The organism is Curtobacterium sp. L6-1 (assembly GCF_018885305.1).
Lineage (GTDB): Bacteria > Actinomycetota > Actinomycetes > Actinomycetales > Microbacteriaceae > Curtobacterium > Curtobacterium aetherium.
This window is the reverse complement of sequence record NZ_CP076544.1, coordinates 1,206,909-1,223,105: the sequence shown is the minus strand read 5'-3', so window position 1 is coordinate 1,223,105 and position 16,197 is coordinate 1,206,909. Positions and strand designations below refer to the sequence as shown.

General features: G+C 73.6%; 16 protein-coding genes. 10 read left to right on the top strand and 6 right to left on the bottom strand.

The genetic code is table 11. The features are described 5' to 3' along the window. Positions 1-17 precede the first annotated feature (17 nt). The 4 genes from KM842_RS05670 to KM842_RS05655 form a co-directional block, all read right to left on the bottom strand. Positions 18-302: a hypothetical protein gene (locus KM842_RS05670; protein WP_216261498.1), complete on the bottom strand. Its 285-nt coding sequence runs from the start codon at positions 300-302 to the stop codon at positions 18-20. A 317-nt stretch (positions 303-619) separates the two neighbouring features. Beyond that, positions 620-2,212 (bottom strand): peptide chain release factor 3, encoded by a 1,593-nt coding sequence (locus KM842_RS05665; protein WP_253206266.1) that lies wholly within the window; start codon positions 2,210-2,212, stop codon positions 620-622. Positions 2,213-2,572: 360 nt separating this feature from the next. Continuing rightward, entirely contained in the window at positions 2,573-4,075 is a 1,503-nt protein-coding gene (locus tag KM842_RS05660) for an LCP family protein (protein ID WP_216261497.1), read from the bottom strand. Positions 4,076-4,186: 111 nt separating this feature from the next. Continuing rightward, positions 4,187-4,582 carry a MerR family transcriptional regulator gene (locus tag KM842_RS05655; RefSeq protein WP_216261496.1) on the bottom strand — a complete coding sequence of 132 codons (396 nt, stop codon included), beginning with the start codon at positions 4,580-4,582 and terminating at the stop codon, positions 4,187-4,189. A 93-nt stretch (positions 4,583-4,675) separates the two neighbouring features. On the opposite strand from KM842_RS05655, the gene KM842_RS05650 reads away from it, so the two are divergent. The 3 genes from KM842_RS05650 to KM842_RS05640 all read left to right on the top strand — a co-directional run bounded on the left by KM842_RS05650 (position 4,676) and on the right by KM842_RS05640 (position 7,550). Further along, entirely contained in the window at positions 4,676-5,377 is a 702-nt protein-coding gene (locus KM842_RS05650; protein ID WP_216261495.1) for an SDR family oxidoreductase, read from the top strand. 159 nt (positions 5,378-5,536) lie between these two features. After that, positions 5,537-5,755: a hypothetical protein gene (locus KM842_RS05645; RefSeq protein WP_216261494.1), complete on the top strand. Its 219-nt coding sequence runs from the start codon at positions 5,537-5,539 to the stop codon at positions 5,753-5,755. Between the two features lie 205 nt (positions 5,756-5,960). Next, the gene (locus KM842_RS05640) at positions 5,961-7,550 is read left to right on the top strand and encodes a Na+/H+ antiporter (RefSeq protein WP_216261493.1); all 1,590 of its coding nucleotides are present in this window, start codon (positions 5,961-5,963) and stop codon (positions 7,548-7,550) included. A 151-nt stretch (positions 7,551-7,701) separates the two neighbouring features. On the opposite strand, the gene KM842_RS05635 is transcribed toward KM842_RS05640, so the two are convergent. Then, positions 7,702-8,829 (bottom strand): DUF475 domain-containing protein, encoded by a 1,128-nt coding sequence (locus KM842_RS05635; protein ID WP_216261492.1) that lies wholly within the window; start codon positions 8,827-8,829, stop codon positions 7,702-7,704. Positions 8,830-8,961: 132 nt separating this feature from the next. Beyond that, positions 8,962-9,603 carry a metal ABC transporter ATP-binding protein gene (locus tag KM842_RS05630; RefSeq protein ID WP_253206265.1) on the bottom strand — a complete coding sequence of 214 codons (642 nt, stop codon included), beginning with the start codon at positions 9,601-9,603 and terminating at the stop codon, positions 8,962-8,964. Positions 9,604-9,653: 50 nt separating this feature from the next. Here KM842_RS05630 and aztB point away from each other — a divergent pair, with 50 nt between their 5' ends. From aztB to KM842_RS05595, 7 genes are all read left to right on the top strand, one after another. Next, the gene (gene aztB / locus KM842_RS05625; RefSeq protein ID WP_216261491.1) at positions 9,654-10,568 is read left to right on the top strand and encodes a zinc ABC transporter permease AztB; all 915 of its coding nucleotides are present in this window, start codon (positions 9,654-9,656) and stop codon (positions 10,566-10,568) included. Next, positions 10,493-11,704 carry an ABC transporter gene (locus KM842_RS05620; RefSeq protein WP_216261490.1) on the top strand — a complete coding sequence of 404 codons (1,212 nt, stop codon included), beginning with the start codon at positions 10,493-10,495 and terminating at the stop codon, positions 11,702-11,704. The genes aztB and KM842_RS05620 overlap by 76 nt, the downstream gene beginning before the upstream one ends. A gap of 107 nt (positions 11,705-11,811) precedes the next feature. Next, positions 11,812-12,696, top strand: a complete 885-nt coding sequence (gene aztC, locus KM842_RS05615) for a zinc ABC transporter substrate-binding protein AztC (RefSeq protein ID WP_216262135.1) — start codon at positions 11,812-11,814, stop codon at positions 12,694-12,696. A gap of 26 nt (positions 12,697-12,722) precedes the next feature. Then, entirely contained in the window at positions 12,723-13,934 is a 1,212-nt protein-coding gene (locus KM842_RS05610; RefSeq protein WP_216261489.1) for a hypothetical protein, read from the top strand. A gap of 213 nt (positions 13,935-14,147) precedes the next feature. After that, positions 14,148-14,435 carry a flagellar FlbD family protein gene (locus KM842_RS05605; protein WP_216261488.1) on the top strand — a complete coding sequence of 96 codons (288 nt, stop codon included), beginning with the start codon at positions 14,148-14,150 and terminating at the stop codon, positions 14,433-14,435. A 1-nt stretch (position 14,436) separates the two neighbouring features. Beyond that, complete coding sequence (locus KM842_RS05600) at positions 14,437-15,249, top strand: motility protein A (RefSeq protein WP_216261487.1); 813 nt, start codon at positions 14,437-14,439, stop codon at positions 15,247-15,249. Positions 15,250-15,251: 2 nt separating this feature from the next. Next, complete coding sequence (locus KM842_RS05595; protein ID WP_216261486.1) at positions 15,252-16,181, top strand: OmpA/MotB family protein; 930 nt, start codon at positions 15,252-15,254, stop codon at positions 16,179-16,181. The last annotated feature ends 16 nt before the right edge of the window (positions 16,182-16,197 follow it).

The window sequence follows — 16,197 nt, the reverse complement described above, 5'->3', positions numbered from 1 at the left end:
GTCGTGTGCTGCGGGGATCAGGAGCGGTCGTCGTCCTGACGGTCGTCGCGGTGCACGCCGGCCTTCGCGAGGCCGCGGCTGACGATGTAGGCCGCCGTCACGATCGCGACGTAGAGCCAGGCGTGGTCGGCGCCGAAACGCTGTCCGTCGTCGCCGTCGTCGGTGACCGCTGCCGCCACGAGGATGGCGATCGAGACGACCAGCCAGACGTAGAACTCGGTGGTCTTCAGCGCCGACTTGGTCTCGGACCAGACGGTGCGGTGCGTGTCGTTCGGGCGGTTGGTGCGGGGTGCGTTGCTCAAGGAGACTGCTTTCGTTGTCACGAGGACGTCTGCCCTCGTGACGACCACGTTCCTCGGCCGCACATGTCGGTCCGCACGCATCCGCGTCGAGGGGACAAGTGGGCCGTGGTGGCGGTGCCGGTGCGTCAGGTGATCCGGAGGTCCGACCGCAGCGGGCAGCTGCACGTCCGACGCCTGGTTCGGTAGCTCCTGCGCCGGTACGCCCGGACGACGCAGCAGCGCCTCAGCGACGTGGCCGCCGCGGTCGCCCGGATCGAACTGCCCCTCGAGCAGCTGCGTCCCGAGACATCCCGCTGACCCGCGCGGCCGGGCGGAGGTCAGACCGCTGCCGGGAGCTCCAGCCCCTGTAGTTCGCGGAGCACCGAGTTGAGGTGCCACTGGTCGCGGAACAGTCCGTACCGGTCGCGGTCGGTCGTGACGATCTCCATGTCCCGCCGCTTCTCGAGGATCGCGAAGTCGGAGTCGGTGACCGTCCGCACCATGGTCCACGGCAGCGGTTCCACCCGGACGGCGGTCCCGAACTCGGCGAGCAGACGCGTGGTGAGCACCTCGAGCTGCAGGGACCCGACGACGCCGACCATCGGAGCCTGCGCGGTCCGACGCTCGGAGTGCAGCAGCTGGACGACGCCCTCGCCGGCGAGCTGCTGCATGCCCTTCCGGAACTTCTTCGCCGTGCTCGGGTCGGTCGGCGACACCGTCGCGAACATCTCGGGCGCGAAGCGGGGGAGCGGCTCGAACTCCACGGCTTCCTCGCTGAACAGCGTGTCCCCGGGGTGCAGCATCGTCGCGTTGACGAGGCCGACGACGTCCCCGGGCCAGGCGACGTCCACGGTGTCGCGCTCGCGACCGAAGACACTGAGCGCGTGCTTGGTGTTGAAGCGCCGACCGGACTGGGCGTGCGTGAGCATCATGCCGCGGTCGAAACGTCCGGAGCAGATGCGGACGAAGGCGACCTGGTCGTGGTGCGACGGGTCCATGTTCGCCTGCACCTTGAAGACCTGCGCCGCGAACGGCTCGGTCACCGGGCGGGCGGCACCGTCCTCGGTCCGGCGGGGCAGGGCAGCCGGTGCGGCGTCACGGAGGAACCGCAGCAGATCGACCGTGCCGAGGTGCTTCGTCGCGACGCCGAAGAAGACCGGCATGCTGGTGCGCTCGTGGAAGTCGTCCTGGTCGGGCAGCCCGCGCACCTCGCGGGTGAGCTCGACCTCCTCGAGGGCGGTCTGCCAGTCGGCGCCGAACAGCTCGGCGGCCTCGCTCGCCGACCGCTCCGTGGCGACCGGCAGGTGGCCGCCACCGGTCGAGGCGTACGTGGTGAGTGTGCCGGTCGCGGTGTCGACGAGGCCCTGCAGGTTGCCGGCCTCGCCCACCGGCCAGGTCACCGGTGTCGGCGCGCGGCCGGTGCGCTCCTCGAGTTCGTCGAGCAGGTCGAGCGCCTCGCGACCGGGGCGGTCCCACTTGTTGACGACGGCGATGACCGGGATGTCGCGGGTGCGGCACACCTCGAACAGGCGGATGGTCTGCGCCTCCATGCCCTTCGCGGCGTCGATGAGCATGACGGCGCAGTCGACGGCGGCCAGGGCACGGTAGGTGTCCTCGGAGAAGTCGGCGTGACCGGGCGTGTCCACCACGTTGATCAGGGTCCCGCCGGCGTCGAGCTGGACGACCGCCGAGCTGATCGAGATGCCGCGACTGCGTTCGATCTCCATCCAGTCGGAGACGGTCGCACGACGGGTCGCCTTGCCCTTGACGGCTCCGGCTTCGTCGATCGCGTCGGCCGCGAGCGTCAGCGACTCCGTCAGGGTCGACTTGCCGGCGTCGGGGTGCGCGATGACGGCGACGGTGCGGCGGCGGTGGGCTTCGTGCTCGATGACGCCGGCGGCAGCCGCGTCGGTCACGGACGCGCCGGTCACGCGGCGCTCCGCCCACGGCGTCGACCGGCGGCGTGATCTGGGCGTTCCGACATCTGCACCCCACGACGATACCGACTGCCCCGGACAGACGACGAACCGGTGCGCCGGTCCCCGCGCCGGTCCGCGCGTCGGCGCCGGCGGACCGAGCCGAGGACGGCCGGGGCGACCGAGGGGCGCCCGGGGTGACCGGGGGACGGACGGGAGGCGCGGTGCGGGCTGCTGACGCGCCTCCCGTCCGACGTCGGCCGGCCCCGGTGCGCCTCGGCGCAGCGGTGCGGTCCGGTGCGCAGCGGTGCGGTCCGGTGCGCAGGCGGGCGTCGACCCCGGCGCCGTGCCGAGTGCGGAGCGCGCCGGAGACCCCTAGTCGTCCCGCTTCGCGCAGGTGACCGTGTCCGCGCTCTGCCCGGAGACCGACGGGGGCAGCTGCGCAGCCGACGCCGACCGACCCGGCGTCGCCGACGGTGTGCCCGGTGTGCTCGGGACCGCACCGCTCGGCGTCGGGCTGCTCGGCGCCGCCGACGGCGTGGAGCCACCCGGTGTCGGGGCCGTGGAGGCGTCAGGGTCACGGACCGCCGACCGTCCGAGGCTGTCCGGCGCGAGCTGCACCGGTTCGTCCGCCTGCAGTGCCGCGGTGAGGGTCTCGGCGGGGCCCTCGTCGACCAGGACCCTGCCCGCGTCCGCCGGGTCGTCCACGACCGGGAACTGCAGGAACACCATGTTGGACAGGCCCACGGTGTTCACCGCCAGGGCGAGGCGCGCCAGCGTGGCCGCGTCGGTGAGCGAGTCCGACAGGGTCATGTTGCGGAACGCGGTGTTCGCCAGGCGCAGCACCTTCGCCGGGTTGGTGAGCGTGCCGGCCGAGACGGTCTGGCGTGCGAGTGCCGACATGAAGGTCTGCTGGTTGCTGATGCGACCGAGGTCGCTGCGGTCGCCCACCCCGTGGCGCGACCGGAGGAACGCGGCGGCCTCGGCGCCCTCGAGCTCGCGGTTGCCCGCCTCGAGGTCGAGTGCCGGCGTGACGTCGTGGTCGTGGATCGGCGTGGCGAGGCACACCGTGACACCGCCGACCGCGGTCGCCATCGCCACGACGCCGTCGAACGTGATCGTGCCCGCGTAGTCGATCTGCAGCCCGGTGAGCTTCCCGATCGTCGCGGCGACGCACGCGAGGCCGTGCTTCTCGCCGCCGCGGGCGAGTGCGGTGTTGAGCATCGCAGCCGACGACGCCGGCGTGACCGTCCCGGCGTCGTTCGTGCACGCCGGGATCGGCAGGACCAGGTCGCGGGGGAAGCTGATGACCGACATGTTCGTGTGGTCGGCGGAGATGTGCACGAGGATGTTCGTGTCGTTGTTGCCGGCGCCCGAGCTCGCCCGGCGGTTCGCCGCGTCGTCGAACCCGGCCCCCTGCCCGTCGCGGGTGTCGGTCGCGACGAGCAGCATGTTCACCTCGCCGGACTGGGCCGTCAGCTGGGGGACCGCGCGAGCCGTGCTGCCGGGCATCGCGAGGGAGACCGACGGCTGCGCGTTGCCCAGGACCTGCCACGTCGCGATCGCGGCGACCGAGCTCGTGCCGACCAGCACGACCGCGGCGGCGATGGCCGTCACGGCGAGCAGCGGGCGGACCGGCCCTCGTCGTCGCAGGCGTCCGTGGCGGACGCCCGGGGTGGTCGTCCGGCGAGCGGTGTCGTCCGCGGCGGGCGGCCGGATCGGCTGCCCCGGTGCGTCCGTCGCGTCGGTGCCGCTCGTCGTGCCGGTGCCGCTCGTCGTGCCGGTGCCGCTCGTCGTGTCGGGCCCGTCCGTCGTGTCGGGCCCGTCCGTCGTGTCCGGGCGCTCGTGCTCGTCCGGGCCGTGCGTGGTGTCCGGCACTCGTCCCCCTCGTGTGGTGCGGGGCGGTTCCCCGGTCCGGTCATCCTGCCCGACGTCACGGCCTCCGAGGTGCAGCCGCTCCTGAGAATCCGTCAGTGCGAGCCTGTGGACTCACGCCGCCGTGGCCGCGTGCCCGGGCTCGCGGAGCGCCGGGCAGTGCTCCGGCGTGGGGTGTTCGGAGATGTCGATGACCTCGTCCAGGCGGTCCCGCGCGGCGGTGAGCTCGGCGAGCTGCGCCGTGATCCGGTCGCGCTCCTGCACGAGCAGCGCGAAGGACTCCGGCGTCGCCCGACCCGCGTCGACGCAGGGCAGCAGCTGCACGATCGTCCGGCTCGGCAGTCCCGCGGCGAACAGCTGCTGCACCAGGCGCACCCGGTCGACGGCGGCCTCGTCGTACACGCGCTGCCCGCTCGCAGTGCGGGTCGCGGCGAGCATGCCCTGCTCCTCGTAGTAGCGGAGCGAGCGGACGCTCACCCCGGTCCTCGCAGCGAGGTCGCCGATGCGCATGTCGTCTCCGTCCCGGGCTTGCCCCTGACACTGATGTGAGGTCGTAGCGTACCCGAGCCGCAGCGGGACGGACCCGCGCGGCGGGAGGACACCATGGACATCACCGGATCGATCGCCCTCGTCACCGGGTCGAACCGCGGCATCGGACGCGGCTTCGTCGAACAGCTCCTGGAACGCGGCGCGGCGAAGGTCTACGCCACCGCACGCCGTCCCGAGCTCGTCGACGTGCCCGGGGTCGAGGTGCTGCCCCTCGACATCACCGACGCGGCGTCGGTCGCGGCTGCGGCGGCCGCGGCACCCGACGTCACGCTGCTCGTCAACAACGCCGGCATCTCGACCTCGGGCTCGCTCCTGACCGACGACCTGACGAGTGCCCGCCGCGCGGTCGACACGCACCTGTGGGGCACGCTCGAGATGGTGCGTGCCTTCGCCCCGGCCATCGAGCGGAACGGCGGCGGCACGATCGTCAACGTGCTGTCCGCCCTGTCCTGGTTCGCCGCACCCGGTGCCGGTGGGTACGCGGCGGCGAAGGCGGCCGAGTGGAACATGACCAATGCGGTGCGCCTCGAACTCGCGGACCGGGGCGTGGTGGTGCAGGGCCTGCACCTGGGCGCGGCCGACACCGACATGATGGCGGACTACGACGGACCGATGACGGCGCCGTCCGAGGTCGCCCGGATCGCCCTGGACGGGGTCGAGCGGGGTGCCGCCGAGGTCCTGGTCGACGACTGGAGCCGCATGGTCAAGGCGTCGCTCGCGGGCGAGCCGGAGGCGCTGTACCGCCAGTTCGCCTGACCCGCCGCCCGCCCGCACTCGCGCCGAGGCCCGTCGCACGGCCCCGGCGCCGTCCCGGACTCGCGCTGGGCGACACCGCGCGGCCCTGCCGCCGCGAGTGGTGTCGCTCAGCGCGAGCCTCGCGGGGCGCAGGCCCCCCCCGTGCGGGAGGATGGACCCGTGGACGGACGAGGACAGCAGCCCCGATGGCGGACGACGTGGTCGATGGTGCAGGTCGGCGTGCTGACCGCGGCCGTCGTCGGGTGCATCGTGCTCCTGCTCACGGGGGACGGCACGCTCGACCGGGTGTACGCCGTCGCGCTCGTGTTCTTCGGACTGGCGCTCCTGGGCCACGTGACCTTCCTCGTCATCACGAAGCGGGCCGAACGCGGCCGTTGACCGCGCTGGACGGCGCCGCCGAACGCGCCGATCGCGTCCGCTGACCGCGCTGCACGGAACCTCCGAACCCGCCGACCGCGTTCGCTGACCGCGCTGGACGGAACCGCCGAACCCGCCGGACGGAACCGCCGAACCCGCCGGACGCCCACGCTGAGCGGATCAGACGAACGCATGCACATCGGCATGCTGGGAGGCTGAGCACCTCATGGAACTCATCGCGCCCGAACTCGTCGTCGTGCTCGTGGTCGCGATCGCGGTCGCCACGGCCGTCTCGAACCGCCTGCGCGTCGCGCCCCCGGTCCTCCTGCTCGCCTTCGGGGTGGCGATCGCCTTCATCCCCGTGTTCGGCAGGCTCGAGCTGCCCGCCGACGCGGTGCTGCTGCTGTTCCTGCCGGCGCTGCTGTACTGGGAGAGCCTGACGATCTCGCTCCGGGAGATCCGCGCAAACCTCCGCGGGATCGTCCTGATGGGCACGCTCCTCGTCGTGATCACCGCCGGCGGGGTGGCGACGGTGCTGCACCTGCTCGGCATGCCGTGGGGTCCCGCGTGGATCCTGGGCGCCGCGGTCGCCCCCACCGACGCCACCGCGGTCGGGGCGCTGACCCGGTCGCTCCCGCGGCGGAACACGACGGTGCTCCGGGCGGAGTCGCTCGTGAACGACGGCACCACGCTCGTCATCTACGGCATCGCGGTCGCGGTGACGGCAGGGGAGCAGGAGCTCACGTTCGGCAACGTCACCGGCATGCTCCTGCTGTCGTACGTCGGCGGGATCGCCGCCGGACTCCTGGCCTCGTGGCTCGGCATGCTCGTGCTCCGCCGGATCGACGCGGTCGTCCTCGAGAACCTGTTGACGCTGCTCGTGCCGTTCGCGGCCTTCCTGCTGGCCGAGGCGGTGGGTGCGTCCGGTGTGCTCGCGGTCGTCGTCGCCGGCCTCGTCGTCAGCCAGGTCGCCCCGAAGCTCGACCGCGCCGAGACCCGGCAGCAGGTGCGCTCGTTCTGGTCCTTCGCGACGTTCCTGCTCAACGGCGCGCTGTTCGTCCTGGTCGGCATCGAGGCGACGATCGCCGTCCGCGAGCTGGCCGGCCGCGAGATCGCGCTCGGCCTCGGGTTGATCGGCGTCGTCTCGGTCGTCGTCGTCGTCCTGCGGTTCGCGTTCCTCAACCTCACCTGGGGTGCGGTGCGGCTCGTCACCCTCCGGACGGGAGGCTCGCCCCGCGAAGGACACCGCGACCGGTTGGTCAGTGGGCTGACCGGGTTCCGCGGCGCCGTCTCGCTCGCCGCCGCCGTGGCCGTCCCGCGGGTGGTCGAGAGCGGCGGCGCGTTCCCGGACCGCGACCTCATCGTGTTCGTCACGGCGGGCGTCGTCGTGGTGACCATCGTCGGCCAGTCGCTCGTGCTCCCCGCGGTCGTCCGCTGGGCGGCGTTCGACGGCAGCAACGAGGTCCTCGAGGAGCGCCGGTCCGCCGAGCGCGCCGCCATCGAGGAGGCACTGGACGCCCTGCCCCGCCTGGCCCGCAGGACCGGGGCCGACCGTGAGGTCGTGGACCGGATCCGGCAGGACTACGAGGGACACCTCGCGCTCGTCGAGGCCGAGGAGAGCGACGACGACGACCACCCGCTCCTGCAGCAGCGTGGTGCGGCGGTCGAGCTCGAACTCGCCCTCGTGCGCCTCAAGGCGGCGACGGTCCTGCGGCTGCGCGACCAGGGGGAGATCGACGACCTCGTGCTCCGGCAGGTCCGCGCCGAGTACGACGCCGAGGAGACCCGGCTGCTCCGCCTCGACCAGCGCGAGTGACCGAGCTGGCCCGACCAGCCCGGCCGGCCCGACCAGCCCGGCCGGCCCGACCAGCCCGCCCGGCCCGACCGGTCCGACGAGCCCGACGGCCGGACCAGCCCGACCGGCCGGACCAGCCCGTCCGGCCCGACGTCCGACCGCCCGACCCCGGTCAGGCCGACCGCACCCGCAGCCGCGCCCGCCGCACCCACGCCCGCCACGGCAGCGAGGACCCGAGGGCCAGGCCGATCACGACCGTGCCGAACCACCCGACCAACGCGCCCGGGATCGGCACGAGCAGGCTCGTCCAGAGCAGCACCGACAGCACGCCGAGCACGTACGCCGCCCCGGCCTTGAGGTAGCGGAGCCGCTTCAGCCCCGCGGCCTCGTCGAGGTGCGAGGTCAGCCGTGCGAGGAACAGCGCCCCGACACCGATCGCCGCCGCACCCACCGCGGCCTGTCCGAGCGCGCCGAGGCCGTCCGCGCCGAACACACCGGCCCCGGAGAGCGAGTACACGCCGTCGAGGATCTCGAACAGCATGAAGACGACGAGCCCACGCTCGAACACCACCGTCGACGCGTACACGTGGACCCGCCACGCGCCCGGTCCGGTCCCGATCGAGGCGGTGTCCGTGCCCGTCGCACCACCGCCGTGCAGCGCCCACGCGGCCAGGCGCTTCGACCCGAGGTAGGCGCCGACACCGGCCGCGCCCCCGACCAGCACCGGCAGCACGGCGGCCCCGGACCAGCGGTCCGCGGCCCCGACGAGGACCGTGGTGAGCACGACGCCGGCGGTGGCGGTGGCCAGCGACCAGACGCGCGGCCGCGCGACGGCGGCGAGTCGGGCCTCCAGGCGGCCGAGCCAGGACCGACGGGACGCACGGTCGGTGTTGAACAGGTACTCCGCGAACACCAGCCAGATGAACGCGGCGCCGAAGGCGGCGAGTCCGGGACGGACCTCCTGCAGGTGCGCGGCGAACGCGCCGGGCGCGGAGACCGCCTCGCCGACGGTCGCCGTCGGGTCCTCGGCGGAGCCCAAGACGACGGCGACCGGCGGGAGCACGAGGCGCATCGCGAGCACACCGGCGACGATCCCGAGCGACAGGAACAGTCGCCGGGCGGGGGAGTGCAGCCGCCCGGCGATGCCCGCCATCGGGACGGACGAGTCGGCCGCCATCGCGATCTCGAGCAGGGCGAGCGCCACGAAGGCGAGCGCTGCGGCGGGGCCGAGCACCAGCCACGCGAGCGCGGCGGCGGTGACGGTGAGGAGCAGGGGGACGGTCAGCAGTGATCTGGCCATCGCCCCATGGAGCGCTCCCGACCTCCGTGGCGGCTGCGCTGGGCCTGGGCGGCGGCCGGGAGGACCGGGGCGGCTCCCTGGGTCGGGTGACGGCCCGTCCCCCCTTGCGTGGACCGGCCCGGCACGCCCGGTTCAGTGCAGCGCGCCGTCGCGGAGCGTCAGGACCCGGTCGGCGGACGCCAGCGCGGCGGGGTCGTGGGCGGCGTGCACGACGACCGCGCCACGCCCGGCCTCGGCGGCGAGCGCGTCGAGGACCAACCCGAGCGACCGCGCGTCCACGCCGGCGGTGGGCTCGTCGACGAGCAGCACGGGAGCGCGCTGGGCGAGGCCGGTGGCGACGAGGGCGCGCTGGCGTTGGCCGCCGGACAGTTCGGCGAGGGGGCGGTCGGCCAGGTCCTCGAGGTCGAGGCGCGCGAGCTGCTCGGCCACGAGCCTCCGGTCCGCGGGGCGCAGGGGACGCCACCACGGCAGCGATCCCCAGCGGCCCATCGCGACGGCGGCGCGCACGGTGAGCGGCGGCCCCGGGCTCGCGACCGTCTGGGCGACGTGCGCGACCGAGCGCGGTGCCACGCCGCTGACGGTGCCCTCGGCGGCGAGCAACACGCCGGCGACGGTCTCGAGCAGCGTCGACTTGCCGGAGCCGTTCGCGCCCGCGACGACCGTCACCGACCCGGGTTCGAAGGCGGCGTCGGCACGGTGCAGGACGGTGCGCTGCCCGCGCCGGACGGTCACGGCACGGAGGCGGACGGGCTGCTGCTGGACCGGGGACGACACCTGTGGAGGCTATCAGTAACAAGAATCGTTTTCATGTAGCGTTCGGGACCGTGACCTGGCTGACCGACCCCTTCTCCGTCGACTTCATGCTCCGAGCGCTGGCCGCCGGAGCGACGGCCGCCGTGCTGTGCGCCGTCGTCGGCACCTGGGTGCTCGTGCGCGGGATGGCCTTCCTCGGCGAGGCGCTCGCGCACGGCATGCTGCCCGGGGTCGCGGTCGCCACGCTCACCGGCGTGCCCGCGGTCCTCGGCGCCGCGGTGAGCGCCGGCGTCATGGTGTTCGGCGTGCAGGCGCTGCGGCGGCGCGGCGGATTGTCGTACGACACCGCGATCGGACTGCTCTTCGTCGGGATGCTCGCGCTCGGTGTGATCATCGTCTCCGGGTCGCGGTCGTTCGCCACCGACGTGACCGCGATCCTGTTCGGCGACGTCCTCGCGGTGACCCCGGTGGACCTCGGCACGCTCGCCGTCGCGGCCGGGGTGGCCCTGGTCGTCGCCTGGCTCTTCCACCGTCCGTTCACCGCCGCGGCCCTCGACCCCCGCAAGGCGACGACGCTCGGGCTGCGACCGCGCCTGGCCGAGGTCGTCCTGGTCGCCCTCGTGACGCTCGCCGTCGTCGCGTCCTACCGCGCGGTGGGCACGCTGCTCGTCGTCGGTCTGCTGCTCGCACCGGCCGCCGCCGCCCGCGCCTGGACCCGCGGGACGTTCCCGACGATGGTCCTCGGCGCGGGCCTCGGCGTCGCCGCGGTGACGACCGGCCTCCTCGTCTCCTGGCACGCCGGAACGGCCGCCGGGGCGAGCATCGCGCTCGTCGCGATCCTCGCCGTCGCCCTCTCGCACGGTCTGCGCCGTGCCGTCCTGCTCCTCGCCCACCACCCCCGGAAGGAACCATGCACCACCTCCGCACCCGACCAGTCCCGATCGTCGTCCCGGCGGCCCTCGGAGTCGCTGCCGCACTCGTCCTGACCGCCTGCTCGCCGGACGGCGCGGGCTCCTCGACGCCCTCGGGCGCCGCGTCCTCCGCGGCCGCGAAGCCGCACGGGTACGTCGAGGGCGCGTCCGAGGCGTCCGAACCGCAGCTGCGCCTGCTCCTCGCCGACACCGACGGCGGGGTCGCGCTGCACGACCTGCTCGCGGGGTCGACCGAGCGCCTGGACGACGTCCCCGCACCCGAGCACAGCGCCACCGACGGACGCTTCCTCGCCACGAGCGACGGGGAGCGGACCACGATCGTCGACGGCGGCTCGTGGACCGTCGACCACGGCGACCACACCCACTACTACGACGCCGCCGCCCGCGTGGTCGGCGCGCTGGACGGCGGCGGACCGGTGTCCATCGCCTCGTCCGAGAAGACGACGACGCTCGCCTGGTCCGGGTCCTCGACGGCCGTCGCGCTCGACCGCGACGCCCTCGGGCAGGGCGAGGTCCGCGAGACCGCACGCGTGACGGACGCCGGCGTGCTGCTGCCGCTCGGCTCGCTGCTCGTGGCCGGCGACACCCGTGCCGACCGCGTCGTGGTCCTCGACGCCGCGGGGGAGCCGACGGGCGTGACGGCCGCGTGTGCCGACCCCGCCGGCGGCATCGTCACCCGGGTGGGAGCCGTGGTCGGGTGTGCCGACGGCGCGGTCCTCGTCACCGAGCCCTCCGACGGCGGCGACCCGGTCGCCGAGACGATCGACGCGCCCGCGGGCCACCCCCGTGCCACCGCGTTCGCGAACCGGTCGGGCAGGCCGACCGTGGCGGCCCTGTCCGGCGACACCGGCTACTGGCTGCTCGACACCCGGAAGCGAACCTGGGAGCACGTGCCGACCGAGCGGCCGCTCCAGCAGGTCGTCGCGGTCGACGACGACGACGAGCACGTCGTCGCGCTCGACGCCGACGGCCGGGTGCTCGTCCGGTCGGGCGACGACGCTCCGGTGACGACCGAGCCGCTCGTGGCGGGGGCGGACCGCGCGACGCTGCAGCTCGACGCACAGCGGGCCTACCTGTCCGACCCGGACGACTCCGTGGTGCACGAGGTCGACTTCGCCGACGACGCCCGCGTGGCGCGCTCGATCGACGTCCCGGTCCGCCCCGACGTGCTCGCCGAGGTCGGCCGGTGACCCGCGGACAGCACGCGAGCAGCGGGTGGCGCTCGACCCGCGGGCAGCACGCGAGCAGCGGGCGGCGCGCGACCCGGGCCCGGCGCCTCGTCGCCGTCACGGCCGTCGTGGCCGCGGCCGTGGGGCTCACCGGCTGCAGTGCCGCCGGCGCCGACGACCGCCCGCTCGTCGCCGTGACGACGAACATCCTCGGGGACGTGGTCGAGCAGGTGGTGGGGGACAGCGCGGACGTCATGGTCCTCATGCCGCCGGGGGCCGACCCGCACTCGTTCGAGGTCTCCGCGCAGGAGGCGGCGCGACTGCGGTCCGCCGACCTCGTCGTCGAGAACGGCCTCGGGCTCGAGGAGGGCGTCGCCCGGCACGTCGAGGCAGCGGCCGCCGACGGTGTCCGGGTGTTCACCGCCGGTGACGCCGTCGACGTCCTGGAGTGGACGAGCGAGGACGCCAGCGGTGCGGACCCGCACTTCTGGACGGACCCGACCCGGATGACCGCGGTCGTCGACGCCCTCGGTGTGGAGCTGCACGAGGTCCCCGGGCTCGACGACGACGCGCTCGACACCGCACTCGGCGACTACCGGGACGAACTCGCCGCCCTCGACGTGGACATGACCGAGGCGTTCGCCGCGCTGCCCGAGGACCGCCGCGCCCTCGTGACGAACCACCACGTGTTCGGGTACCTGGCCGACCGGTTCGACTTCCGCGTCGTCGGCGCGGTGATCCCGAGCGGGACGACCCTGGCGTCGCCGAGTGCGGCGGACCTCCGTGACCTCGCCTCGGCGATCGAGGAGGCCGACGTGCCGACCATCTTCGTCGACGCCTCCCAGCCCGCCCGGTTGGCCGAGGTGCTCGCGGACGAGGTCGACGTGCACGTGAAGATCCGCTCCCTGGCCACCGAATCGCTCACGCCCGAGGGCGAGGGTGCCGCCACCTACCTCGAGATGATGCGGTCGAACACCGACGCGATCGTCGACGGCCTGTCGATTGGTAATTGAGAATGAGAATCAATACAGTCTCACCCATGACGAAGAAGACACTCCTCGCCCCGGCCGTGCTGCTCGGCACGTCCGCCCTCCTCCTCACCGGCTGCGCGAGCTCCGGGTCACCCGCCGCGAGCAGCGACGGCCCCTCGGCGTCGAGCGCCGCCGCGGCCGACACCGGCCACCGCATCACGCTGACGCACGACGGCGGCCTGCTCGTCCTCGACCAGGACCTCCAGGTCGTCGGGGAGCACCGCATCGACGGCTTCACCCGAGTCAACCCGGCCGGTGACGACCGCCACGTGATGGTCACCGTCCCCGAGGGCTTCCGCGTCCTCGACACCGCGGCCGGCACCTCCGGGAAGTCGGCGCTCACCGACGTGACCTTCCCTGCCGACACCGGCGGCCACGTCGTCGTGCACGGCGACCGCACCGCGCTCTTCGCGGACGGCTCGGGCGACGTCACGACGTTCGACACCGCCGCGCTGACGAGCGCCGTCGGCTCGGGCGAGCTGCCCGAGGTCGACACGACCGAGTCCGAGGAGGCGCACCACGGCGTCGCGATCGAGCTCGAGGACGGCACCCTCCTCACCACCATCGGTACCGAGGAGTCGCGCTCCGGCGTCCGGGCGCTCGACGCCTCCGGCGAGGAGACCGCCCGCTCCGAGGAGTGCCCCGACGTGCACGGCGAGGGAGCGGTGGCCGACGAGGTCGCCGTCTTCGGCTGCACCGACGGCGCGCTCGTGTACCGCGACGGTGCCTTCGAGAAGATCGACGCGCCGACCGACTACGGCCGCACCGGCAACCTCTTCACCACCGAGTCCTCGAGCATCGCGGTCGGCGACTACAACGACGACCCGGACTCCGAGGGCTACCTGCTCGACCAGATCGCCCTGATCGACGCCGCGTCCGGCGAGTACCGCGTCGCCGACATGCCGGACGGGGCCGGCTTCACGTTCCGTGACCTCGCGCGCGGCCCCGGCGACTCGGCCGTCGCCCTCGGCAGCGACGGCGCCCTGCACGTCTTCGACGAGGAGACCGGCGAGCCGCTCGAGACCTTCCCGGTCATCGACGAATGGGAGGGCCCGGCCGAGTGGCAGGACGCCCACCCGGCACTCAAGGTCGTCGACGACGTCGCGTACGTGACGGACCCGTCGGAGCGCACGGTCACCGCCGTCGACCTCACCACCGGTGACGTCGTCGCGACCAGCGACCGCCTGCCCGGCGTCCCGAACGAGATCGCGGTCGTCTGACCAGCGCGTCCCGACGACGGACGGGAGGCCCGTGACCAGCCGGTCACGGGCCTCCCGTCCGTCGGTCGCACCGGCCCGTCGGCCACGGCGCCGCACGACGGCTGCTTACGGACCGGCGCGACGCGCCGATAGTGCGCACTGACCACCCACGGACGGGCGGTCGAACACCTGCCCCACGGACGGCGGCGGGTCGATCGAGAACCAGGACGGGCCATGATCGTCGTCACACGACTGAACGGCAGCGGATTCGCTGTCAACCCCGATCTCGTGGAGCGCATCCAGGAGACGCCGGACACGACGCTCATCATGGTCGACGGGGCGAAGTACATCGTCCGCGAGTCCCTGGCCGAGGTCATCGAGCGGATCGCCGCGTACCGCGCCCGCATCGTCAGCATGGCCTACGGCACCGACCTGCCGTCGGCGCGCGACCTCGGTGCGACCGGCCCCCAGCCGACACTCGCCCCCGTCGCACCCCTCCGCACGCAGGACGGGGGTCGCTGACGTGGACATCGCGACCATCATCGGGATCCTCCTGGCCTTCGGCGCCCTCTTCGGCATGGTGCAGATGGAGCACGTCGAGCTCGGCGGCCTGTTCCTGCCCGCGCCGATGCTCCTCGTGTTCGGCGCCACCATCGGCTGCGGCATCGCGAGCACGACGCTGAAGGACGCCCTCGCCGCGTTCAAGGCCGTCCCGACCGCGTTCACCGGCAAGGTCACCCCGCCGCAGGCCGTCATCGACGACGTCGTCGGCCTCGCCGAGACCGCCCGCGCCAACGGCCTGCTCGCCCTCGAGCAGGAGGCCGACAAGCACGACGACCCCTTCATGAAGAAGGCGCTGCAGAACATCGCCGACGGCACCGACGGGGACGAGCTGCGGATCCTGCTCGAGGACGAGATCGAGTCGAACGCGGCACCGATGCGGAGCGCCAGCGCGTTCTTCATGGGCCTCGGCGGGTTCGCGCCCACCGTCGGCATCATCGGCACCGTCGTGTCGCTCACCCACGTGCTCGCGAACCTCGGCAAGCCCGACGAGCTCGGACCGCTCATCGCCAGTGCGTTCGTCGCGACGCTCTGGGGTCTGCTCACCGCCAACTTCATGTGGCTGCCGATCGGCGGCAAGCTCCGCAAGCTCGCACAGCTCGAGTCGGACCGGCAGACGCTGCTCATGGAGGGCCTCCTCGCCGTGCAGGCCGGCAGCCAGCCGCGGCTGCTCGGCGAGCGCCTCACCGCGATGGTGCCGCCGAGCGCCCGCGGCGCCTCGGGCAAGGCCGGCAAGGCGACGGCCGGAGCCGACGACCAGCAGCTGGCGGCCTGACCGTGAGCGCCAACCCCCGCGGTCGCGGTCGCGGCCGGAAGAAGGGCGGCCACGACGAGGCCGAGCACCCCGACGAGCGCTGGATGGCCTCGTACATGGACATGATCACGGTGCTCATGTGCATGTTCCTCGTGCTGTTCGCCATGTCGACGGTGGACCAGGAGAAGTACATCGCGCTGAAGAACTCGCTCGCCACCGGGTTCGGCGAGGTGAAGTCGCAGAAGGTCGACACCGCCTCGGGCACGGTCGTGACGAAGGACCAGGTCGAGGACGGCTCCGGCTACTCCACCGACAAGGCGCAGGCCGACCACTCCACCGCGGCCTCGGGCACGGCCGACACGAACGTCGACCCCGCGTCCACCGTCGTGCCGAAGACCGCCACGAAGGACGACCTCGCGGCCGCGAAGGCGGAGCTCGAGGACCTGCGGGCGATCGAGCAGGCGATCTCGGGCAACCTCCGCAAGGCCGGGCAGAGCGCGAACGTCCAGTTCCGCGTCGACGCCCGCGGGCTCACCGTGCGGCTCGTCGGCAGCGACACGTACTTCGGCACGAACAGCGCCGACCTGTCCGACCAGGCCGAACGGATCATGGACGCGATCGCCCCGGTCCTCCGCGGCGCGCACCACGACGTCAGCATCGAGGGGCACGCGGACAGCCGGCACTCGACCGCCCCGTACGCCACGAACTGGGAGCTCAGCGCCGCCCGCGCGACCGGGGTCCTCCGCGACCTGGTCGAACGCGGCGGGATGCCGGCCGACCACGTGCAGTCGGTCGGCTTCGGGTCGAGCCGGCCGCTCGCGAAGGGCAGCACCGACGCGGACCTCGCCCTCAACCGACGCGTCGACATCGTGGTCCTGTCGAACGCCGACCAGGACGTCAGCGCCCTCATGCCGGCCCTCGCGGCGGCGCAGGACGGGGCCCGCTCCGGGTAGCGGGACGCCGCCCCAG

Bases quoted from the DNA above. Each gene is read 5' to 3' on its own strand.
- KM842_RS05655 (WP_216261496.1), bottom strand. From the start codon at position 4,582: ATGCGCATCGGCGACCTCGCTGCGAGGACCGGGGTGAGCGTCCGCTCG.
- KM842_RS05650 (WP_216261495.1), top strand. From the start codon at position 4,676: ATGGACATCACCGGATCGATCGCCCTCGTCACCGGGTCGAACCGCGGC.
- KM842_RS05640 (WP_216261493.1), top strand. From the start codon at position 5,961: ATGGAACTCATCGCGCCCGAACTCGTCGTCGTGCTCGTGGTCGCGATC.
- KM842_RS05635 (WP_216261492.1), bottom strand. From the start codon at position 8,829: ATGGCCAGATCACTGCTGACCGTCCCCCTGCTCCTCACCGTCACCGCC.
- KM842_RS05620 (WP_216261490.1), top strand. From the start codon at position 10,493: ATGCACCACCTCCGCACCCGACCAGTCCCGATCGTCGTCCCGGCGGCC.
- KM842_RS05610 (WP_216261489.1), top strand. From the start codon at position 12,723: ATGACGAAGAAGACACTCCTCGCCCCGGCCGTGCTGCTCGGCACGTCC.
- KM842_RS05605 (WP_216261488.1), top strand. From the start codon at position 14,148: ATGATCGTCGTCACACGACTGAACGGCAGCGGATTCGCTGTCAACCCC.